This is a genomic window from Parerythrobacter lutipelagi (assembly GCF_005434975.1).
GTDB classification, from domain to species: Bacteria; Pseudomonadota; Alphaproteobacteria; order Sphingomonadales; family Sphingomonadaceae; genus Parerythrobacter_A; species Parerythrobacter_A lutipelagi.
The window spans coordinates 754,976-775,182 of record NZ_SKCJ01000002.1; the positions used below are offsets into that span (position 1 = coordinate 754,976).

18 protein-coding genes are annotated in these 20,207 nt (G+C 61.7%); 15 read left to right on the forward strand and 3 right to left on the reverse strand.

Going from position 1 to position 20,207, the window contains the following annotated elements:
- Nucleotides 1-38 precede the first annotated feature (38 nt).
- The 3 genes from E0502_RS12000 to creD all read left to right on the forward strand — a co-directional run bounded on the left by E0502_RS12000 (nucleotide 39) and on the right by creD (nucleotide 3,592).
- Complete coding sequence (locus E0502_RS12000; RefSeq protein WP_275668362.1) at nucleotides 39-428, forward strand: BlaI/MecI/CopY family transcriptional regulator; 390 nt, start codon at nucleotides 39-41, stop codon at nucleotides 426-428.
- Nucleotides 425-2,011, forward strand: a complete 1,587-nt coding sequence (locus tag E0502_RS12005; RefSeq protein WP_137678232.1) for a M56 family metallopeptidase — start codon at nucleotides 425-427, stop codon at nucleotides 2,009-2,011. Before E0502_RS12000 ends, E0502_RS12005 begins: the two co-directional genes overlap by 4 nt.
- Before the next feature lie 186 nt (nucleotides 2,012-2,197).
- A complete protein-coding gene (creD, locus tag E0502_RS12010; RefSeq protein ID WP_137678233.1) occupies nucleotides 2,198-3,592 on the forward strand; it encodes a cell envelope integrity protein CreD in 1,395 nt (464 codons plus the stop codon).
- Nucleotides 3,593-3,625: 33 nt separating this feature from the next.
- Here creD and ypfJ read toward each other — a convergent pair whose 3' ends face one another.
- Complete coding sequence (ypfJ, locus tag E0502_RS12015; RefSeq protein ID WP_137678234.1) at nucleotides 3,626-4,492, reverse strand: KPN_02809 family neutral zinc metallopeptidase; 867 nt, start codon at nucleotides 4,490-4,492, stop codon at nucleotides 3,626-3,628.
- A gap of 117 nt (nucleotides 4,493-4,609) precedes the next feature.
- Between ypfJ and E0502_RS12020 the strand changes: the two genes are divergently transcribed.
- The 5 genes from E0502_RS12020 (at nucleotide 4,610) to E0502_RS12040 (ending at nucleotide 10,189) form a co-directional block, all read left to right on the forward strand.
- Nucleotides 4,610-5,365, forward strand: a complete 756-nt coding sequence (locus E0502_RS12020; RefSeq protein WP_137678235.1) for a 3-hydroxybutyrate dehydrogenase — start codon at nucleotides 4,610-4,612, stop codon at nucleotides 5,363-5,365.
- Nucleotides 5,366-5,392: 27 nt separating this feature from the next.
- The gene (locus tag E0502_RS12025; RefSeq protein WP_137678236.1) at nucleotides 5,393-6,865 is read left to right on the forward strand and encodes a M28 family peptidase; all 1,473 of its coding nucleotides are present in this window, start codon (nucleotides 5,393-5,395) and stop codon (nucleotides 6,863-6,865) included.
- 97 nt (nucleotides 6,866-6,962) lie between these two features.
- On the forward strand, nucleotides 6,963-8,426 hold the full coding sequence (gene guaB, locus E0502_RS12030) for an IMP dehydrogenase (protein ID WP_137678237.1): 1,464 nt from the start codon (nucleotides 6,963-6,965) through the stop codon (nucleotides 8,424-8,426).
- 18 nt (nucleotides 8,427-8,444) lie between these two features.
- Nucleotides 8,445-9,626 carry an RsmB/NOP family class I SAM-dependent RNA methyltransferase gene (locus E0502_RS12035; RefSeq protein WP_137678238.1) on the forward strand — a complete coding sequence of 394 codons (1,182 nt, stop codon included), beginning with the start codon at nucleotides 8,445-8,447 and terminating at the stop codon, nucleotides 9,624-9,626.
- A gap of 59 nt (nucleotides 9,627-9,685) precedes the next feature.
- Nucleotides 9,686-10,189 (forward strand): tetratricopeptide repeat protein, encoded by a 504-nt coding sequence (locus tag E0502_RS12040; protein ID WP_240049052.1) that lies wholly within the window; start codon nucleotides 9,686-9,688, stop codon nucleotides 10,187-10,189.
- A 4-nt stretch (nucleotides 10,190-10,193) separates the two neighbouring features.
- On the opposite strand, the gene E0502_RS12045 is transcribed toward E0502_RS12040, so the two are convergent.
- Nucleotides 10,194-10,667 (reverse strand): RNA pyrophosphohydrolase, encoded by a 474-nt coding sequence (locus E0502_RS12045; protein ID WP_137678240.1) that lies wholly within the window; start codon nucleotides 10,665-10,667, stop codon nucleotides 10,194-10,196.
- A gap of 11 nt (nucleotides 10,668-10,678) precedes the next feature.
- Nucleotides 10,679-11,629, reverse strand: a complete 951-nt coding sequence (locus tag E0502_RS12050) for an alpha/beta hydrolase (RefSeq protein WP_137678241.1) — start codon at nucleotides 11,627-11,629, stop codon at nucleotides 10,679-10,681.
- A 172-nt stretch (nucleotides 11,630-11,801) separates the two neighbouring features.
- Between E0502_RS12050 and E0502_RS12055 the strand changes: the two genes are divergently transcribed.
- The 7 genes from E0502_RS12055 to E0502_RS12085 all read left to right on the forward strand — a co-directional run bounded on the left by E0502_RS12055 (nucleotide 11,802) and on the right by E0502_RS12085 (nucleotide 20,193).
- Nucleotides 11,802-13,742, forward strand: coding sequence for a 2-oxoacid:acceptor oxidoreductase subunit alpha (locus tag E0502_RS12055; protein WP_137678242.1), 1,941 nt, complete (start codon nucleotides 11,802-11,804; stop codon nucleotides 13,740-13,742).
- Nucleotides 13,739-14,089 (forward strand): hypothetical protein, encoded by a 351-nt coding sequence (locus E0502_RS12060; RefSeq protein WP_137678243.1) that lies wholly within the window; start codon nucleotides 13,739-13,741, stop codon nucleotides 14,087-14,089. The genes E0502_RS12055 and E0502_RS12060 overlap by 4 nt, the downstream gene beginning before the upstream one ends.
- The gene (locus E0502_RS12065) at nucleotides 14,086-15,135 is read left to right on the forward strand and encodes a 2-oxoacid:ferredoxin oxidoreductase subunit beta (protein WP_137678244.1); all 1,050 of its coding nucleotides are present in this window, start codon (nucleotides 14,086-14,088) and stop codon (nucleotides 15,133-15,135) included. Before E0502_RS12060 ends, E0502_RS12065 begins: the two co-directional genes overlap by 4 nt.
- A gap of 153 nt (nucleotides 15,136-15,288) precedes the next feature.
- On the forward strand, nucleotides 15,289-16,203 hold the full coding sequence (locus E0502_RS12070; protein WP_137678245.1) for a metal-dependent hydrolase: 915 nt from the start codon (nucleotides 15,289-15,291) through the stop codon (nucleotides 16,201-16,203).
- A gap of 116 nt (nucleotides 16,204-16,319) precedes the next feature.
- On the forward strand, nucleotides 16,320-17,708 hold the full coding sequence (locus E0502_RS12075; RefSeq protein ID WP_137678246.1) for a cryptochrome/photolyase family protein: 1,389 nt from the start codon (nucleotides 16,320-16,322) through the stop codon (nucleotides 17,706-17,708).
- A 56-nt stretch (nucleotides 17,709-17,764) separates the two neighbouring features.
- Nucleotides 17,765-19,003: a class I SAM-dependent methyltransferase gene (locus E0502_RS12080; protein WP_137678801.1), complete on the forward strand. Its 1,239-nt coding sequence runs from the start codon at nucleotides 17,765-17,767 to the stop codon at nucleotides 19,001-19,003.
- Nucleotides 19,004-19,005: 2 nt separating this feature from the next.
- The gene (locus E0502_RS12085; protein WP_240049054.1) at nucleotides 19,006-20,193 is read left to right on the forward strand and encodes a serine hydrolase domain-containing protein; all 1,188 of its coding nucleotides are present in this window, start codon (nucleotides 19,006-19,008) and stop codon (nucleotides 20,191-20,193) included.
- Nucleotides 20,194-20,207: the final 14 nt, after the last annotated feature.

Below are 20,207 nucleotides of genomic sequence, written 5' to 3' on the forward strand. Positions count from 1 at the left end.
CGTAATCGTCCAGAGCGACGACAAGAGGGAGGTCCGGCGTGGCACTGCCAGCAGACAACAAGCCAGAGCGGATAAGCGAAGCCGAGCATGCGGTGATGGAGGTACTGTGGGAACGCAGCCCGCTGACCGCTGCCGAGGTTTGCGAAGCGGTTTGTGAAGCGCGCGACTGGTCGATGCCGACGGTCAAGACTTTGCTGAGCCGCCTTGTCGCCAAGAATGCCGTTGCCACCGCACCTGACGGTCGCCGTTTCCTTTACACGCCGGTCCTCGCGAAGGCCGACTATATCGGCACGGAATCGCGCCGTCTGGTCGATCGCCTGTTCGCTGGCCGCGCTGCGCCGCTGTTCGCGCATCTGGCGGAACGGGAAGCGTTGAGCGAGAAAGATATCGACGAAATGGAAGCCCTGCTCAAGGAGCTGCGCAAATGAGCGCGCTGGTGGGTGAGGGGCCCGAGCAATTCCTGCTCGAAACGCTGCTGTGGACCGGCGTGCTGATCGGCATCGTTCTGCTGCTCCGCCGGCCGGTGAGCCGCTGGCTCGGCCCGCAGGCGGCCTATGCGCTGTGGGCCTTGCCGTTCGCGCGCCTGTTGATGCCGCCGCTTGAACTGCCGGCATGGCTTGCCCCGGCCGAACCTGCTGCGCCCGACGCTTCGTTCACCTATACCGTCATGACCAGCGAGGAAGCTGCCGCACCGCTTGCCGCGACACCTGCAGCAGAGCCGGTCAACTGGCTGGCGATCGCGCTGGTTATCTGGGCGCTGGGAACCACTGCTTTTCTGGTCCGCCGCTTCCAGCAATATTTTGCCATGCGCCGAGAGTTGCTCGCAGAAGCGCGTCCAATGGGCGAAGCGGGCAAGGTCCGCCTGATTGAAACGCCAGCGACCAATGCCCCGATAGCATTCGGCGTGCGCGACAAGATCATCGCATTGCCGCTTGGTTTCATGGCCCTGACCGAGCGGACCACGCGTGATCTCGCCTTGGAGCACGAACTTGCTCACCACCGCGGGCATGACCTGCTCGCCAATTTCGCGGTCCAGCCGCTCTTCGCAATGCACTGGTTCAACCCATTGGGGTGGGTTGGCTGGCGGGCGATGCGGCGCGACCAGGAAGCCGCCTGCGATGCCCGGGTCATCGCGTCGCGCGGGACTGAACACAAGGGGGCTTACGCTTCCGTCATAGCCGGTTTTGCGACCGGTCCTCATGTCGCACTGGCAGCGCCCATGGCGTGCCCGGTGCTGGGCGACAAATCCATTATCCACCGTCTCAGGAGTTTGACGATGTCCGATATTTCCCCGCGCCGCCGCACAGCCGGCCGCGCCTTGATGGCCGCCGGCTTGCTCGCCCTGCCGCTGACTGCAACCATCACTTATGCCAGCGCACCGGCTGCGCCAGCGGCCCCGGCTGCACCTCTCTCGTCACTTGCACCGGGTGCGGTACCGGTGCCGCCCGCACCCCCGGCGCCGCCGTTGCCGATGATGCTCCAGGCTGCGCCTGACATCGAAGTCGAAGTCGATGAAAACGGTGATACGGTTCGGGTCGAGCGCCGGGTCATCGTGCACAACACGTCTGAAAAGCATGCCGATGGTTCAGAGCATCCGGCAAAGCATGTCGAGCGCAAGGTCATGATCCGCGATCCGGAAAACAAGCTTAGCGCTGCCGATCGGGACAAGATCATGGCTGAAGTTCGCCGCAGCCTCGACGAAGCGGATGCGGAAATCGATGCGGCGATGCACCAAATGCGCGTCGCAAAGATCGAGCTCGATGGTGCCAAACATGGCATGACCAAGGTCAGCATTGAATGCCGCGGCGGAGACAAGGGTGCCGAATGGCGGACCAAAGACGGCGAGACTGTAACCCGCTTGTGCACCAGCGATGTGATGGCGCAGGCACTCGAAGGGCTGAAGCAGGCCCGCGCGGAAATTGCGCGCACCAGAGAAATGGACGCGGAAATGCGCGCTGAAGTGATCAAGGCGCTCGACGAGAAAATCGCCAGCTGGAAAAGTCGGGACTGACCGCTTTTCCCGAGGCGAAAGTTCCGCATGGGGCGGGGAGGCAGAGGCTTCTCCGCCCTTTCTCATGGGCTGGGACGGCTCATGCCCGATCCATGGCATCGCGCCTGTCGCGGCCATCCTCCACATTCAGTAGACATTCATTCGTCGCTCGTATTGCACGGCTCGTCGTAATGGAGGAGGATTGGAATGACCCAGCGCAGCCCGGGGCTGAAGCTTTTGTTCGTGTGCATCATCGGCTTCGTGCTGCTTGTGCCGCTCATCATGGTCTACGCGCTGGTCAACGACCGGCAGTCCCAATCGGAGGTCGCGCAGGATGCGATCACCGCAGGTTGGGGCGGTGAGCAGACTATTGCCGGCCCGGTGCTGGTCATTCCTTTCACCGGCACTTCGGTCGAGACGGAAACGGTCAATGGGGAGCAACGCCGCCGGACCGTGACGGCGCGGCGGGAGCTGTTTCTTGCGCCCACGCAGCAGAGCATCGCGACCGAGCTGACACCGGACTACAAGGAATATTCGATTTACCGTTCGGTGATCTACGATTCCGATACGCAAGGCACCGCCAGTTTTGACTTGCCGGAGGATTTTTCGCGACTTGGCATCGAGCGCAGCGCTTTGCTGCTCGATCAGGCCGAATTGCGTTTCGGCATTTCCGATCCGCGCGGACTGACTGACGGGACATCGGTTTCGGTTGGTGGTCAGGCGATGACGTTGCAGCCTGGCAATGGCCCGCGCAGCACGGGCGGGAACGGCTTCTCGACCGCTGTGGATTGGGATGGGAGCGCCTCGCTGGAAGTCGCCTGGGTCTACGGCCTGCGGGGCAGCAAATCATTCGCCATGGTCCCACGAGGCGGCGAGACCGAATGGACGATTTCATCACCCTGGCAGCACCCGAGTTTCGGCGGCAGCTTCCTGCCTGAGAACGACAGCCGCGAAGTCACGAGCGACGGTTTCAAGGCGACTTATTCGGGGATCACCAACCTTGCCTTGGGAGAAGCGCTGGTGACTCTCGACGAGGCCGGACCGCCGCCACCGCATGCGTCCGAGCGCATGGCCTATGATGCACCGATCGCAGCTGGTCAGAGCAAGTCTGCCACGATCAGGCTGGTCGAGCCGGTCGACCTTTACAGCCAGGTCGACCGGTCGGTGAAATATGGCTTCCTGTTCATCGGTTTCACCTTCCTGGCCTATCTGATGTTCGATGTGGTTGGCGGCGCACGTGTCGCTTCGGCGGAATATTTGCTGACCGGTGTCGGGCTGGTGCTGTTCTTCGTCATGCTGCTCGCTTTCGCCGAAGTGGTCGGATTCACCTGGGCGTACATTGTGGCCAGCGCGGCGGTGATCGGGCTGCTGACAAGCTACAGCGCGGCAATCCTGGGAGGATGGCGACGGGCAGGAATGATCGGCGGCATGCTGACCGGCCTCTACGTGACGCTCTACATTCTGCTCAGCCTTGAAGCATGGGCGCTGATGATCGGCTCAGTGTTGCTGTTCGCCGCGCTCGCTGCCGTTATGTACGCCACGCGCAACGTCGAATGGTCGCTCAGGCAGGGCGAGGAGCACGAGGAAAGCTTTGCGGTGTGATGGGGACAGGCGGGGGCCAGTTTGGTCCCCGCCTTACTGCATCTCGACGATCCGGTCGCACTGGGTGTCATCGCCCGATTGCAAACCAAGCTGTAGCGCCTGCATCCGCTGCTGGCTGGTGCCGTGGGTGAAGCCTTCCGGATTGACCCGCTGGCCGGCGCTTCTCTGGAGCGTGTCGTCCCCGATCGCAGCGGCAGCGCGCATCCCTTCTTCGAGATCGCCCGGTTCGATCAGGTTGCGGTTCTTGCCCGCCCACACGCCGGCATAGCAATCGGCCTGCAGTTCCATCCGCACCTGCAGCTGGTTCGACTGGCGCGGGTTGCGCTGCTGCAAGCTGCGTATCTGGCCGGCAACGCCGGTCAGATACTGGATATGGTGGCCGTATTCGTGCGCGATGACATAGTAGCGCGCAAAATCACCGCCTTTGCCCGACATGCTCGCCAGCTGGTCGTAGAAATTCACATCGATGTAGATCGTCTGGTCGCCCGGGCAGTAGAACGGCCCCATGCCGACAGAGCCGCTGCCGCAACCGGTGCTGAAACGGTTGCTTGCGGGGAAACGCAGGATCGGGTCCTGGAATGGCACGCCGGCCTGTTGGAAAACCGGCTGCCAGGTGTCGTTGAGCGATGACAGAGCGTTGCAGGTCTCCAGCGCATACTGGTTCGAATTGCAGAGTTCTTCCGCCGTCTGACCGCCGGCTTGCTCCATTCGTGGAGCGGTTTGTGTGTCACCGCCGCCGAGCATTTGTGCCGGATCGACGCCGAATACCAGCGCAGCAATCAGCACTATGACCAAAGTCCCGCAGCCCGCCTTGCCTCCGCCGCCGCCGGGGAATCCGCCGCCGCCTCCGCGAGTGGTGCCGACACGGATATTGCTAGGATCGAAGCGGTTCAGACGCATGGATGCTCCCCCGGAGTGTTATATCTCGTCCGGCGATTGCGCTGGACACGGAACTTAATGCTCGCAAATACGCTCGCAGGTAAAGCCCGCAAGATTCACAACCTCCAGGAGATCGCAATGTTCCTTTCCGGCAAACGCGCACTTGTGACCGGCTCGACATCGGGCATCGGTCTGGCTGTCGCACGCGCGCTGGCCGCTGAAGGGGCAGACATTGTCCTGAACGGGTTTGGCGATGCTGCTGAGATCGCGACGCTGTGCGACGAGTTATCGGCCCGGCATGTCGGTGCGGATCTGTTGTCGCAGGAAGGCTGCGAGCAATTGATGGCCGAAGCCGGGCCGGTTGATATTCTCATCAACAACGCCGGTATGCAGCACGTCGCGCCGGTGGACGATTTCCCGGTCGACAGGTGGAATGCGATCATTGCGCTCAATCTCACAGCGGCGTTCCACACCGTGCGGCTGGCTGTGCCGCATATGAAGGAACGGGGGTGGGGCCGGATCATCAACACCGCCAGCGCGCATTCGAAGACTGCCTCACCGTTCAAAAGCGCGTATAACGCCAGCAAACACGGGATCGACGGCTTCACGAAAACGATCGCGCTGGAACTCGCGCAGACCGGTGTGACGGCGAATTGCATCAGCCCGGGCTATGTGTGGACCCCGCTGGTCGAAAACCAGATACCGGACACCATGAAGGCGCGCGGCATGACCCGCGACGAAGTGATCAACGATGTCCTGCTGGCGAAAACGCCGACAAAGAAGTTCGTCCAGCCGGCAGAAATCGGCGCGCTCGCGGCGTTCCTTTGCCGCGAGGAAGCTGGCAATGTAACCGGGGCGAACTGGAGCATCGATGGCGGCTGGACCGCTCAGTAGCGCAGGCGAGGAGAGGAAGCAGGGGTTATGACAGGGTTGCGCAGCCTGATCGCCTTGCTGGCGGCATTGGCGCTTGGCGCCTGCGCAACCGTGCCTTCGGCCGAAACCGACTTCGCTGCCGCTCGCAGCGCGCTCGACGAACATATCAGGGTGCTCGCTGCGCCTGAATATGGCGGGCGCGCGCCTGGCACTGAAGGCGGCCGGATGACCGAACAATATATCGCCGACCAGCTGGCGGCCTATGGCTTCGAGCCTGGCGCGGGCGGCGGTGAATGGCGCCAGCCAATCGAGCTTTCGAGCTATGCGCCCCGCTCATCAACCCTGACAGTCGTTCAGGGCCGCCGCGATGCGACGATCAGCGGCGAGGGCCTGGTCGTCAGAATGGAGGCCAAGACTTTCAGCTTCGCCGACAAGATCGCGGTGTTCGTCGGTTCGGACCTGCGGCTGCGCGAAGGATCACTCAAAGGGCAGGTCGCCTTCGTCCATGCAGATGATGTGCAATCTGTCGCGACCGCCCTGTTGGCGGCAGAACCGGGAGCGATCGTTGCCCTGTTCGAAGATCAGGAACGGTACGAGCAGTTTGCAAGGGGTTTCCGCCGCGGCCGTTTCAGTCTTGCGACACAAGAGGACGAAACAACCGCGTTCGCTCTGTTGTCGCCTGCCAATGTCGAGATTCTTTCGCGCGTGCTCGGCACTCCTGTCGCGGAGATTGCCGAAGAGGCACGCGCAGCCAACGGGCCGATCCTGCTGGCCGCGACCGCCAGTCTGGTTGGCGAACAGAGCCGCGAAACTATCGAGACTGCAAATGTCATCGGTCGTCTCCCGGGCAAGGAAATCGGCAGCGGTGTGGTGCTAATGCTGTCGCATTGGGACCATCTGGGAACCTGCGGCAACGAAGACGATGAAGATCGGCTGTGCAATGGCGCAGTGGACAATGCGAGCGGCGTCGGCGTGATGCTCGAGACCGCTCGCATTGTCGCCGCCAGCGGACCGCTCGACCGCGATCTTTACGTCGTCGGTACGACGGCGGAAGAGCTCGGCTTGCTGGGGGCCGAAGCCTTGGCCGAGGACCCGCCGTTCGCGCTTCCGACAGTCGTGGCGGCGTTCAATATGGATACCATGGCAATTTCGCCCCGAGGTGCGCCGATAACGGTGATCGGCGACGGACGTACTCCGCTTGATCGCGGCATACGCGAAGTGGCCGGAGCACTCGGCCGGACGCTTGATATTCGTGAGGAACACCAGCAGTTTGTCCGGCGGCAGGATGGCTGGGCTCTACTTTCGCGCGATGTTCCAACGGTTCTGGTCGGCACAGCAATGGGTGACGAACAGGCGTTCTCGGATTTCATGTCGACTCACTATCACGCAGCGAGTGATGAGTGGCGCGAAGACCTCGAATTGGGCGGTGCGACGGAGGATATCTTCCTCCATGTGGCGCTGCTCGAATATTTCGGCAGCGGAGCGACATACAATCCGGGCGAAGACGCGCCCGAGCAATAGCGCCACTTTCTGCGCGCATGGGCTAGCCGAGCGTCATGGTTCCGGTTAAGGGGCGGCGCACGATCCCTCCCGCGCGAATTTTTTTGAAAGGCGCCTCGTGCAGATTAACGATATCCCCCTCGGCCTCACCTTCGACGACGTGCTGTTGCGCCCGGCTGCGAGCGAGATTCTTCCCTCCATGGCGAACACCGCGACGCGGCTGACGCGCGAGATCGCGCTCAATATCCCGATCGTATCCGCTGCGATGGACACTGTGACCGAAGCCGACATGGCGATTGTCATGGCACAGCTGGGCGGCATCGGCGTGTTGCACCGCAACCTCGAAGTGGACGAGCAATGCGCCGCTGTGCGTGCGGTCAAGCGGTTCGAAAGCGGCATGGTGGTCAACCCGATCACCATCGCGCCGGACGCAACTTTGGGCGAAGCGCAGGCGCTGATGACCCAGCACCGCATCAGCGGTATCCCGGTTACGGACCGCGGCGGCAAGCTGGCCGGTATCCTGACCAATCGCGACGTGCGCTTTGCTGAGAACCCGATGCAGCCGGTGCGCGAGTTGATGACCACGGAAAATCTTGCCGTCGTCCCGCTCGGAACAGGTCAGGAAGAGGCGCGCCGTCTGCTGCACCAACGCCGGATCGAGAAACTGCTGGTAGTGGACGATGATTACAGATGCATCGGCCTGATCACTGTGAAGGATATCGAGAAAGCGGTGAATTACCCCGATGCGACGAAGGATCATTCCGGACGTCTGCGGGTGGCCGCTGCAACGACAGTGGGCGACAAGGGATTTGCGCGCACCGAAGCGCTGATCGATGCCGAAGTCGATGTGGTGATCATCGACACCGCTCACGGCCATAACAAGGATGTCGCCAAAGCGGTCGAGCGGGCGAAAACGCTGAGCAATTCGGTCCAGATCATCGCAGGCAACGTCGCGACTGCCGAAGCGACCCGGGCGCTGATCGATGCCGGTGCGGATGCAGTGAAGGTCGGTATCGGGCCGGGGTCCATCTGCACCACGCGCGTGGTCGCCGGGGTCGGCGTTCCGCAACTGACCGCGATCATCGAAAGCGCAGAGGAAGCCGCCAAATCAAACGTGCCGGTTATTGCCGATGGCGGGCTGCGCACCTCGGGCGATGCGGCCAAGGCGCTGGCCGCCGGCGCGTCGACCATCATGGTCGGCTCGATGCTGGCGGGCACAGCTGAAAGTCCGGGAGAAACCTTCCTGTATCAGGGCCGCAGCTACAAGGCCTATCGCGGTATGGGCAGCGTGGGTGCGATGGCGCGCGGCAGCGCAGACCGCTATTTCCAGGCCGATGTTTCAGCCATGAAGCTGGTTCCGGAAGGGATCGAAGGCCAGGTGCCGTTCAAAGGACCTGCTGCGGATGTCATTCACCAGCTGGTCGGCGGAGTGAAAGCTGCGATGGGATACACCGGCAGCGCCACAATCACCGACCTGCAGGCGCGCGGGCAGTTTGTTCGCATTACCAATGCGGGCCTCAGCGAAAGCCATGTGCATGATGTCGCGATTACACGGGAAGCACCGAATTATCCGACACGCTAGCCTTGCAGGAGCAGGGGCGTGACGCCCGCAGCTCGCGTCCAGTCGGCGATCGTGATCCTCGATGCCATCATCGACGCTGCGCGTTCCAATGGTGCGCCAGCGGACAGGATCATGGCGGATTGGGCCAAGGCAAACCGCTACGCCGGGTCGAAAGATCGCCGCGCGGTGCGCGAACTGGTATACGGTGCCATCCGTGATTGCGGGCCCATCCCGGCAACCGGCCGCGCAGCGATGTTGCGCCATTTTGGCGAAGATGCTGCGCTGCGGGCCTTGTTCGATGGCTCGAATTACGGGCCCGCGGCAATCGACCCGGCCGAACCGGTGGCGAAGGGCGGAGTGGCTGTCGATTGGCTGGCCAATTTGCTGGCGAAATCCGGTATCAGCCGGGAAGAGGGCGAAAGCCTGCTGGAACGCGCGCCGCTGGACATCCGCGTCAACGCTCTGAAGGCGGATCGCGGGACAGTCGAATTGCCAGAAGCAGGCGAGACGCTGGCCGCACCGCACGCTTTGCGCTTTGCAACCGGCACGCAGGTCGAGCAATGGCCCGCCTATCGCGAAGGCCGGATCGAAGTGCAGGATCATGGCAGCCAATGGGCCTGTGCGGCGGTCAAGGCGCAGCCCGGCGAAACAATCATCGATTTGTGCGCCGGGGCAGGGGGCAAAACGTTATCGCTGGCGGCAGCGATGGACAATCGCGGCACCCTGATTGCGAGCGACACCGACAAGCGCCGGATGGGCAATCTCCCGCCGCGTGCAGAGCGGGCCGGTGCAGGCATAATCGAAACCGTGCTGCTCGACCCGGGCAAGGAAATCGAGACCTTGGCTGACTACCGCGCCAAGGCAGACGCAGTCCTCGTCGACGCGCCGTGTTCAGGCACCGGAACATGGCGCCGCAATCCCGAGGCGCGCTGGCGGATCGATCGCAAACAGATCGAGAATTATGCCGAGGCGCAGGCGCGGTTGCTCGATATCGGATCGCAACTGGTCAAGCCCGGCGGCAGACTGGTATACGTGACTTGCTCGCTGCTCGATGCGGAAGGGATGGACGGCATCGCCGCTTTCCTGACCAGCCATCCGGCATGGACTGCACAGCCGCTCGACCTGCCGGTCGGCCGCCAGCACGGCGCAGGAACGCGGCTCACTCCGTACCATGACGGCACGGACGGATTTTTCATCGCGAGTCTATCTTTGGCATGTTAACGATGAAGTCTATGGCAGATTCCGCCACCTCACGACCGACTGCCGTCAAGGAGTTCATCATGCGTTACGCCCCGCTTGCCGCCGCTCTGTCACTCGCGCTGGCTGTGACTTCGAGCATGGGCGCAGCGGGCGAACGCGAAGCTTCACCGCGCGCGGCGATGCTCATCGCGGAAGGCAAGGCGGCGCTGGATGCCGGGCAGCCGCAGAAGGCGATCGACGCATTCGAAGCCGCGCTGGTGGTGGATCCGGCCTATACCGGCACCTATCTGCACCTCGCCGAGGCCGCGCGCCGCGACGGGATGCAAGGCAAGGCTATCGCCTATTACCGTGAAGTGCTGACCCGCGATCCGGACAATTTCGCTGCGATTTCGGGCGAAGGCGAAGCTCTGGTGGAGAAAGGCGCGCTGGAGAAGGCGAAGACCAATCTTGCCAAGCTTGAATCCGAATGCGGTTCGGGTTGCGCAGAGACTCAGGAACTTGCCACCGCCATCGCCCGCGGCCCGCAGCCGCGCGTGCTGGCAGCGGAAAATGTTCTGCCCGATACGCAGGTGACGCAGAACTGATCACTCAGATCAGCTCGCGGAATTCCCTGACCACCGCGCGGTAGACATCGCGTTTGAAGGATACGATGAGGCCCGGCAGATCTTCCGGGTCAACCCATTTCCATTCGCAGAATTCCGGCGGGTCATGCGCGTTGATGTCGATATCCGCATCTTCGCCTTTGAAGCGCGCGAGGAACCAATGCTGTTCCTGACCGCGGTATTTGCCGCCCCATAGCTTGCCGTGCAGCTCTTCCGGCAGATCATAGCGCACCGGATGCGGCATTGCGGCGATGATATCGACCAGATCGGCGGTTACGCCGGTTTCCTCAGCCAGTTCGCGCAATGCAGCGGCCTGGATTTCTTCACCCGGATCGATTCCGCCCTGCGGCATTTGCCATGCACCGATGTCCTTCGAATCGATGCGCTGAGCGGCGAAGACCCGGCCCTGGCGATTGGCCAGCATCACCCCGGCACAGGGGCGGTAATTGCGTTCCGACATGCGTAGTGAACCTATCCGTAGCGTCCGAGCTTGACCTTGATCGCTCCGAGGAACGCTTCGAGGTCTGACTGCCCGCTCGGTATAGCCTTACGCAAAGTTGTAAACCCGTGAATGATACCGGGAAATTCGAAGTAACTGACTTCGGTGCCCTGCTGGATCAGATGCGCTGCGTATTCGCGGCCCGAATCGCGCAAAGGGTCGAGCCCTGCGGTGCAGATCACGGTCGGCGGGGTGTTGTCGCACGGCCCGACCATCGGCGTGTGGCGCGGATCGCTGGCATCGCCGCCATACTGCTCGGTAAACCAGGCCATCGCCGCGCCGGTCAGAAGAAAACCCTCGGCAAAGGATGCTAGGCTGGAATGCTGGCTGACATCGCTGGCGACCGGATAGATCGGGGCCTGGACAACCACCGGCACATCGGCCGGGTCGGCCATCAGCTGGTTGGTGGTGACAATGGTCAGGTTCCCGCCTGCGCTATCCCCGGTGATGACCAGTCCGGTAATGTCCCGCCCCAGCGCTTCGGGTGATGAGGCAATCCAGCGCGCGGCAGCTTCGCAATCGTCGGGCGCGGCGGGGAAGGGGTGTTCTGGCGCGAGGCGATAGTCGACCGACACCACGGGCAGGTCGAGATGGTGCGAGATCTCCGTACACAGATTGTGATAAACCTCGAGATCGCCGATCACGAAACCGCCGCCGTGGATGAATATGACGCAGGGGCCGGGATCGCGGTTTTGTTGCGTATCGTATAGCCGCAGCGGGATCTCGCCCGCAGGGCCGGGACAGGCCAGGTCCCTGACCACTGCCAGCGGCCGCGCTTCGGCTTCCGCGACCGAGCCAAGGACGCGCATCTGTTCGCGGCCCTCCACAGCGCCGACTTCCTCCACGCCCTGGCTGCCCATCTGCTCCAGCATGGCCAGAAAGGCCTTCACATCGTCGCGCACAAAATGCTCGGTATCGGCCATGGTATTTCTCTCCCTGATCGCTTTGCCGACAGCTTAGCGGCCCGCTGCCCCTTTTCCACTCGACATTTTGCCAGTAGCAGAGAAAAACTTGATTGCGGGAGCAGGACCGGGTGCATAGGTGCCCGGCTCGACCACAAGGCGCGGCGGGCAGTCGCGCACGAAAAGGAATTTTATGGCTACGCAGGCCAAGGCGCCTCTCACCGAAAATCCCGAAGCCGTTGTTGTCCGTTTTGCCGGGGATTCCGGCGACGGTATGCAGCTGACCGGCGGGCAGTTCACCCTCTCGACCGCATTGGCGGGCAACGATCTGGCGACCTTCCCCGATTTCCCGGCGGAAATTCGCGCCCCGCAAGGCACGCTGTTCGGCGTTTCCGCGTTCCAGATCAATTTCGGCAGCCGCGAGATCAACACCGCAGGTGACGCGCCCGATGTGCTGGTCGCGATGAACCCGGCCGCGCTCAAGACAAATATAGCCGCGCTCAAACCGGGCGGGCTGGTGATCGCCGACACGGGCGCCTTCACCAAGCGCAACCTCGACAAGGCGCATTACAGTGCCAACCCGCTGGAAGATGACAGCCTCGCGAAATACGATGTGCTGGCGTTCGACATCAGCGAAAAGACGATCGAAGCGGTCAAGCCGTTCGGCCTAGGCAACAAGGACGCGCTACGCTCCAAGAACATGTGGACCCTCGGCCTCGCGCTGTGGATGTTCGACCGCCCGCGAGAGCCGATCCACGACTGGCTGAAGGCCAAGTTCAAGTCCAAGCCTGATATTGCCGATGCCAATATTGCTGCACTCGATGCGGGTCATGCTTACGGCGAAACGGCCGAACTGGCCGGTCCGATGAAGCAATACACGATCGAGCCGGTCGAAAGCGATCCGGGGCTCTATCGCACGATCACGGGCGCGGAAGCGGTGTCGCTCGGCCTTGTGGCTGGCGCGCAGCTGGCTGAATTGCCGATGTTCTTCGGCGGCTATCCGATTACGCCGGCCTCCGCGATCCTGCATCATCTGGCGCGGCTGAAGGAGTTTGGTGTCACCACCTTCCAGGCGGAAGACGAGATTGCCGCGATCTGCGCCGCCATCGGCGCGAGCTATGCGGGCAGCCTTGGCGTTACCTCGTCATCCGGCCCCGGCATTGCGCTCAAGGGCGAGGCGATGGGCCTTGCCATCATGACCGAGCTGCCGCTGGTCATCGTCAACAGCCAGCGCGGCGGCCCGTCGACCGGCCTGCCGACCAAGACCGAGCAGAGCGACCTCTATCAGGCGGTCTATGGCCGCAATGGCGATGCGCCGATGCCGGTGGTGTCATGCTCCAGCCCGGGCGATGCGTTCGAAGCAGCGATCGAGGCCTGCCGGATTGCGGTGGAATACATGACCCCCGTCATGCTGCTGACCGACGGCTATATCGCCAACGCAGCCGAGCCGTGGAAGGTGCCCGATCCGGCCAATTATACCCCGTTCCCCGCGAAATTCCTCGAGCAGAAGAACGGCACCGATAGCGCGGGCGGCGAGACATTGTTGCCGTACAAGCGCGATGAAAAGGGTGCGCGTCCGTGGATCAAGCCGGGCACGCCCGATCTGATGCACCGCATCGGCGGGATCGAGAAAGCGGTCGATACCGGCCACATCGACTATGCGCCCGACAACCATCAGGCGATGACCGACGCACGACGTGACAAGGTGCTGGGCGTGGCCGTGCCCGATCAGGAAGTTTGCCTGGGTGACACCTCGGGCAAGCTGGCGGTGGTCGGTTGGGGATCAACCTTCGGCCCGATCCATCAGGCGGTGCGCCGAGCGCGGGCCAAGGGCGTCGACGTCAGCCATATCCATGTCCGCTACATCTGGCCGCTGCCGGGCAACCTCGGGGATTTGCTCAAGTCCTTCGACCATGTGCTGGTGCCGGAAATGAACACCGGCCAGTTCAAGACTGTGCTGCGTGACCAGTTCCTCGTCGATGCGCAGCCGCTCACCAAGACCAGCGGCCAGCCATTCCAGATCGCAGAGTTGGAAGAGGCCATCGGCAAATTTTTCGATGGGATCGAAGGCAACGAGGGCGGCGAGGTGCCGGTTAATGACCAGCAGTTGCCGAGCCCGGAGGCGGATGGATGAGGTTTGGTTCGTTCGCAATCGTGGTTGGAGCAACGGTCATATCCCTGTTCCCAGTGGTGTGGATAGCCGATCTTCAGTCGAAGTACTGGATCGCAGGGTGTTGGGGATTGCTGGTCGGCGGGGGCTTGGCCTACTTTATCGACAAACGATTGGAAGTCCCTTCTGGCCATAATAACCGGGTGCAAGCACTAGTCTACGCAATGGTTTTACCGGTTGTGCTAATCGGACAACATTTAATCGAGACGAACGCTCCGGCCGAATTGCTGAGCCTGCTTTGCATTGTATTCTCGTTTGGTATGTCACTCGACATGATCGCCTCGCCAGCTCTTGAAAGTGAAATTCAATGAACGCACCCGTTAAGATCGAAACCACGCTCAAGGACTGGGAAACCGACCAGGAAGTTCGCTGGTGCCCGGGTTGCGGGGACTACGCGATCCTGAAGGCCGTGCAGCGCACGCTGCCGCAGCTGGGGGCGGACCCGTCGAACACCTGCTTCATCAGCGGGATCGGCTGTTCGAGCCGCTTCCCCTATTACATGGAGACATACGGTTTCCACACGATCCACGGCCGCGCGCCGGCGGTGGCGACCGGTGTGAAACTGGCCAATCCAGATCTCGATATCTGGCTGGTGACCGGCGACGGTGACGGATTATCCATTGGCGGCAATCACTTGATGCATGTTCTTCGCAGGAATGTGAACATGCAGATCATGCTGTTCAACAACGAGATTTACGGCCTGACCAAGGGGCAGGCTTCACCCACCAGCCGCGAAGGGACCAAATCGCCTTCGACCCCGCTGGGGAGCTATGACCATCCCGCGCGACCTGCCGCCTTTGCGCTGGGCTCGGGTGCCCGCTTCGTCGGTCGCGGGTTCGACGTGTCGAAGAATCTGCCCGATGTGCTCAAGGCGGCACACGCCCATCAGGGCGCGGCCTTCATCGAGATTTTCCAGAACTGCATCGTCTACAACAAGGACGTGTTCGACGATTTCGCGGCGCCCAAAGGGGCGGAAGATCGCCAGCTGTGGCTGGAGAATGGCAAGCCGATGCTGTTCGCTAAAGACACCAAGGGGCTGACGCTCAACCGCGAGAAGCTTTGTCTCGAAGTGGTCGATGTCGCCGCCGGTGAAGACGGCTCACCCGATTGGGAAGCGGCTGACGTGATTGTCCATGATGTCACCAATCGCACCGTGGCGCATATGTTGGTCGAAATGCCGTTCGGGCCATTCCCGATGGCGCTGGGCGTGCTGTATGACGATCCGCGCCCGACTTTCGAAAGCGCGGTCGTCGAAGAGCGCGCACGGGCGAGTGCAGGCAAGGACGCAAACCTCGCCAAGCTGCTTGGCAAGGGGCAGACTTGGACGGTCAGCGGTACGGCGCAGGATCCTGTCTGACACGCAGCTTTCCTACTCGCACACAGCTGGGCTAAGGTGCTGAAATGGCCATAGTCCCCACTCTGTTCACTGCTGTTTCAGGCCAGCATACACGGGGCGAAAAACCTTGCTTTGAACAGTGTTCCACATGTTCCACTTGGGTCCGCGCCGCGCATGGATAATCTGACTCACTCCCTCGTTGGCGCATTGCTCGGACAGGCGGGGCTGAAAAAGAAGACGGGCCTTGCGATGCCCGCGCTGATCATCGGGGCGAACCTGCCCGATGTCGACGCGGCGTGCCTTTTCTGGCTCGAAGGGGTCGAGCATCTCGGCTTCCGGCGCGGGATTACGCATGGGCCGCCCGCGCTGGTGCTGCTCCCGCTGATACTCGCGGGGCTGTTGTGGGGCTTCGACCGCTGGCAAACGAAACGCGGCAAGCGACCGGAAGGGCGGCTGCCGATCAGTTTCAAATGGCTCTTCCTGCTGAGCTTTATCGGCTGCCTGACCCACCCTGCGCTCGACTGGCTCAACGTCTACGGCATCCGCTTGCTTGAGCCGTTTTCGAGCCAGTGGTTCTATGGCGATACGCTGTTCATCATTGATGTGTGGCTTTGGGCGCTGATGGGCTTTGCCACATGGTTCTCGCTGCGCCGGGAGAAGCGGGGCGGGGAGTGGATGCGGCCTGCAAGGATCGCGATTGCCGTGGCGCTGGCGTATATCGGGCTGAATTGGATCAACACACAACTCGTGATTTTGCACGCCCCATCCTTTGATGACCCTATTATGAGCCCCGTGCCAATCAAGTTTTGGGAGCGCGAAATCATAGCTGATAACGGAGACGGTACTTACCTGATCGATTATGAAGAGGTCGGCGATGCGATGCTTTTGCAGCAATGCGATCTGGATTCGGCACGAGCGGAAAACTCAGAAGTCGAAGCCTTCCTTTTCTGGTCCCGTGCGCCCTTTGCAGAGTTTGCGCCCGATGGCTCCGTCCTCCTCCGAGATGCGCGCTTCTACGATCCGCGTGCGCGTGACCGTTTTTCTGTCGCGCTGCCCGATGTGAAGTGTGAGGAACTTCCTGACCCTTGAACCGTCATTTCGAGCGTAGCGAAGCAATCCAGAGCCGAGTGCGATACGCCCTGGATTGCGGCGGCGACTGTGTCGCCTCGCAATGACGGATGAGGGGCAATCGTGACAGGGAACCAATGACCAAACCACAAATCGTATGGCTAAGGCGCGACCTGCGCATGGCGGACAATCCGGCGCTGTACCACGCGGCGCAGGCCGGGCCTGTGGTCGCAGTCTATGTTCTGGATGACGAAAGCCCCAAGCATCACAGCCTGGGCGGGGCGTCGCGCTGGTGGCTGCACCATTCTCTCGAGAGTTTGTCGAAAAGCCTTGGCGCGCGCAACGCGAGGCTGGTGCTGCGGCGCGGCGATGCGATGGAAGAATTGATGGCGGTCGCGCACTCGGTCGGCGCGCAAACCATCCACGCCAACCGCCACTACGAGCCGTGGTGGCGCAAGCTGCAGGGCGAGCTTGCAGCAGAAATCGATCTGCAGCTTTACGACGGCAACTACCTCTTCCCGCCCGGCGCAATCACGACCGGTTCGGGCGATCCGTACAAGATCTACACCCCGTTCTCGAGATCCGCGCTTCAGGCAATGCCGCCGCGCGACGAACTGCCCGAGCCGGAAACGCTCTCCTCGCCCGACGAATGGCCTGCATCGGACGAACTGTCAGACTGGGGCCTGCTACCGACCAAGCCGGACTGGGCGGGCGGCTTGCGCGCTTTCTGGGAAGTCGGTGAACGCGCCGCGCACGACCGTCTCTACTGGTGGCTGGGCGAAGTCGACAAATATGACGAGGGTCGCAATTTTCCGTCGGTCGACGAAACCAGCCGCCTGTCGCCGCATCTGCATCACGGCGAAATCTCGCCGATCCAGATCTGGCACTGCTTCAAGAACAAGCGCAGCCAGGGATGGAAGACGTTCGAGAAAGAGCTGATTTGGCGCGACTATGCGCAGAACGTAATCTGCCAGTTTCCTGACTACGCGACGACAAGCTATCGCGACGGTTGGGAAGAGATGGGTTGGCGCAACCCAAATCGCGGGCACATCATTCAGGAAGAGCTCGAGGCATGGCAGCAGGGGCGCACCGGCTATCCGATTGTCGATGCCGGAATGCGCCAGCTGTGGCAAACGGGCTGGATGCACAACCGCGTGCGAATGATCGCGGCGAGTTTCCTCATCAAGCATTTGCTGATCGACTGGACCCATGGAGAACGGTGGTTCTGGGATACACTGGTCGATGCTGATTACGGTTCCAACGGCACCAACTGGCAATGGGTGGCGGGCACCGGCGTGGACAGCAATATGTTCGTGCGGATCATGGCGCCGCTGAGCCAGTCGGAGAAATTCGACGCGGCAGGGTATATTCGGGAATACGTGCCTGAACTCGCCGGACTTTCGGACACGACGATCCACGACCCTGAGGAGCATGGCTGCAAGCCGGAGGATTATCCGTCCAAAATTATCGGCCACCGTGAAGCCCGGGAGCGAGCGCTGCAAACCTATCGTGAAATGAAGGGTTAGCGCGCTTGCCCGCAGCGCAGGGCGGCGGCATAGATGCCTCCATGGCGTCGAGAGGCATGACATCGGATAATTCGGGTAGGGGCAAAGCCCTGCTTGCGGGCGCGTCACGATTCGAACGCAAGCCCGGCCTGATCGCGCGAACGGTCGCGCCAGCCTTTGAAACCATCCTGGACAAGGTGGATCAGGGGATGGAATGCGGTGTGATGCACGGGCATCTGCCTGACGGCACGACCCGCGTTCTGGGTGGCCGAAATCCCGGTTTCGAAGCGCATGTGAACCTCAATGACTGGCGCGGCCTGATGCGGCTGGCAACCAACGGTTCGATTGGCTGGTACCAGGCGTGGGAGGCGGGCGAGTGGGACAGCCCTGACCCGGTTCCAGTGTTTGCGCTGTTCGCCGCCAATGGGGATGCACTGGGCGAGACGGGCCGTGCCTCAGGGCCATTCCGATGGGCGGCGCGCTTTGCGCACTGGCTTAATCGCAACACCAAATCCGGGTCGGAGCGCAACATCAATGCGCACTACGATCTGGGCAATGATTTCTACCGCCAGTGGCTCGACCCGACGATGAGTTACTCCTCCGCACTGTTCGCGGCCGATTGCGATCTCGAGACGGCGCAGCGAAACAAGTGGCAAGCGCTGACAGACCGGCTTGGGTCTCCCGACGGCTTGCTGGAAATCGGCTGCGGTTGGGGCGGCTTGTCCGACCATTTCGCCAGAGGCGGGGCAAGCGTCACCGGGATCAGCCTGTCGGACGAGCAGCTGGCGTGGGCGCGCGAGCGGCACGACCCCTCGATCTCGTTCCTCAAGCAGGATTATCGCGACACGGATGGCAAATTCGACGCGATCGTCAGCGTGGAAATGGTCGAAGCGCTTGGGCGGGAATACTGGCCCACCTTCATGGACTGCATCGCGCGCAATCTGAAGCAAGGCGGCAAGGCTGCGATCCAGTATATCTCGATCAGGGACTCGCTGTTTGATTCCTACGCCAAAAGCGCGGATTTCATTCAGGCTTACGTCTTCCCCGGCGGCTTGCTGATCCGGACCAGCGAATTCCGCCAGTTGGCTGAAGAACGCGGCCTTGCATGGCGCGACCAGCACGACTTCGGGATCGACTATGCCGAAACCTTGAAGGTCTGGCGGGAGAATTTCGATCGCGCATCTGCTGACGGCAACCTGCCTGCCGGCTTTGACCAGCGGTTCCGGCGGCTATGGCGGTATTACCTGATGTATTGCGAGGGCGGGTTCCGCGGTCGCGGGATCGACGTTCATCAAGTGACACTTGTGAAGGAATAGATGTGAAATATTGCCCAACGGTCGCGATGATTCTGGCAGCCGGATTGCTTTCAGCCTGCAGCACTGTTCCATCAGACGAGTCGGCTACGGGCAAGCTCTCGAATGTCACAATGAGCATGCCGAAGGGCGAAGTCGTGATGGACGGTGCGCAGATACTCGCATGGGATGATGCCACACGGTCATCGCGCTTCCGCAAGATGGAAGACTTCTTCCCTGGCCTTGAGGTAGCGCCGCCAAGCAACCCAATCAAATTGGAGCGCGGCAACGCACTGAACGGGAATCTCGTCGCTGAGCTTGATGCCTTTATGGCCGACACCAACGCCGCGGGTGTTATGGTTTTGCAGGATGGCAAGATTCGTTATGAGAAATACGCACTGGGTTTTGGTCCGGAGCAGCGCTGGACCAGCTTTTCAGTGGCGAAGAGTTTCACTTCGACCCTGATGGGCGCAGCCTTGAAGGACGGATACATATCGAGTCTTCAGGATCCGGTTTCGCAATACATCACCGGTCTGAAAGGCAGCGCATATGACGACGTGTCCGTCGAACAGCTGGCCACGATGACATCTGGCGTGCGTTGGAACGAGGACTACACCGATCCCACAAGCGACGTGGCCCTGATGTTCAACACGACGCCGGAGCCAGGACAGGACCAGGTCGTCGAATATATGAAAAACTTGCCGCGTGAAGCGCCCGCAGGCGAGAAGTTTGTCTACAAGACCGGCGAGACCAACCTGATCGGCGTACTGGTCGAGGAAGCGACCGGGCGCAGGCTTGCCGATTATGCTGCGGAGAAGATTGTCGGCCCGGCTGGCTTCGAAGGCTCGCTGTTCTGGCAGACTGACTTGTCCAACCGCAATGTCGGTGGCTGCTGCCTTTCGCTAAGGCTCGCGGATTACGCGCGTTTTGGGCAATTCGTGCTTGAGGGCGGCGGCAATGTCGTTCCCGCTGGATGGTTTGAAGACGCGGGGGACTCGAAAGTCCAGTTCGGTGGTGGATTCGGCTACGGCTACCAATGGTGGACCTATCCGGTCGATAATTTCGGGGCGCAGGGTATCTTCGGACAAGCGATCACCATCGTGCCGGAAAATAACCTCGTGATTGCCGTCGTTAGCAATTGGCCAAGTGCAACGAGCCGCGAGAACCGGCTCAAACTGTTGATGGCGAGTGCGGCAATCGCCCAGGGTGAGTAGCCCATAGTCCCGAG

What these genes read in the sequence shown, in the direction of transcription:
- E0502_RS12005 (WP_137678232.1), top strand. Translation starts at nt 425, where the DNA reads ATGAGCGCGCTGGTGGGTGAGGGGCCCGAGCAATTCCTGCTCGAAACG.
- creD (WP_137678233.1), top strand. Translation starts at nt 2,198, where the DNA reads ATGACCCAGCGCAGCCCGGGGCTGAAGCTTTTGTTCGTGTGCATCATC.
- ypfJ (WP_137678234.1), bottom strand. Translation starts at nt 4,492, where the DNA reads ATGCGTCTGAACCGCTTCGATCCTAGCAATATCCGTGTCGGCACCACT.
- E0502_RS12020 (WP_137678235.1), top strand. Translation starts at nt 4,610, where the DNA reads ATGTTCCTTTCCGGCAAACGCGCACTTGTGACCGGCTCGACATCGGGC.
- E0502_RS12025 (WP_137678236.1), top strand. Translation starts at nt 5,393, where the DNA reads ATGACAGGGTTGCGCAGCCTGATCGCCTTGCTGGCGGCATTGGCGCTT.
- E0502_RS12040 (WP_240049052.1), top strand. Translation starts at nt 9,686, where the DNA reads ATGCGTTACGCCCCGCTTGCCGCCGCTCTGTCACTCGCGCTGGCTGTG.
- E0502_RS12045 (WP_137678240.1), bottom strand. Translation starts at nt 10,667, where the DNA reads ATGTCGGAACGCAATTACCGCCCCTGTGCCGGGGTGATGCTGGCCAAT.
- E0502_RS12050 (WP_137678241.1), bottom strand. Translation starts at nt 11,629, where the DNA reads ATGGCCGATACCGAGCATTTTGTGCGCGACGATGTGAAGGCCTTTCTG.
- E0502_RS12055 (WP_137678242.1), top strand. Translation starts at nt 11,802, where the DNA reads ATGGCTACGCAGGCCAAGGCGCCTCTCACCGAAAATCCCGAAGCCGTT.
- E0502_RS12060 (WP_137678243.1), top strand. Translation starts at nt 13,739, where the DNA reads ATGAGGTTTGGTTCGTTCGCAATCGTGGTTGGAGCAACGGTCATATCC.
- E0502_RS12065 (WP_137678244.1), top strand. Translation starts at nt 14,086, where the DNA reads ATGAACGCACCCGTTAAGATCGAAACCACGCTCAAGGACTGGGAAACC.
- E0502_RS12070 (WP_137678245.1), top strand. Translation starts at nt 15,289, where the DNA reads ATGGATAATCTGACTCACTCCCTCGTTGGCGCATTGCTCGGACAGGCG.
- E0502_RS12075 (WP_137678246.1), top strand. Translation starts at nt 16,320, where the DNA reads ATGACCAAACCACAAATCGTATGGCTAAGGCGCGACCTGCGCATGGCG.
- E0502_RS12080 (WP_137678801.1), top strand. Translation starts at nt 17,765, where the DNA reads ATGACATCGGATAATTCGGGTAGGGGCAAAGCCCTGCTTGCGGGCGCG.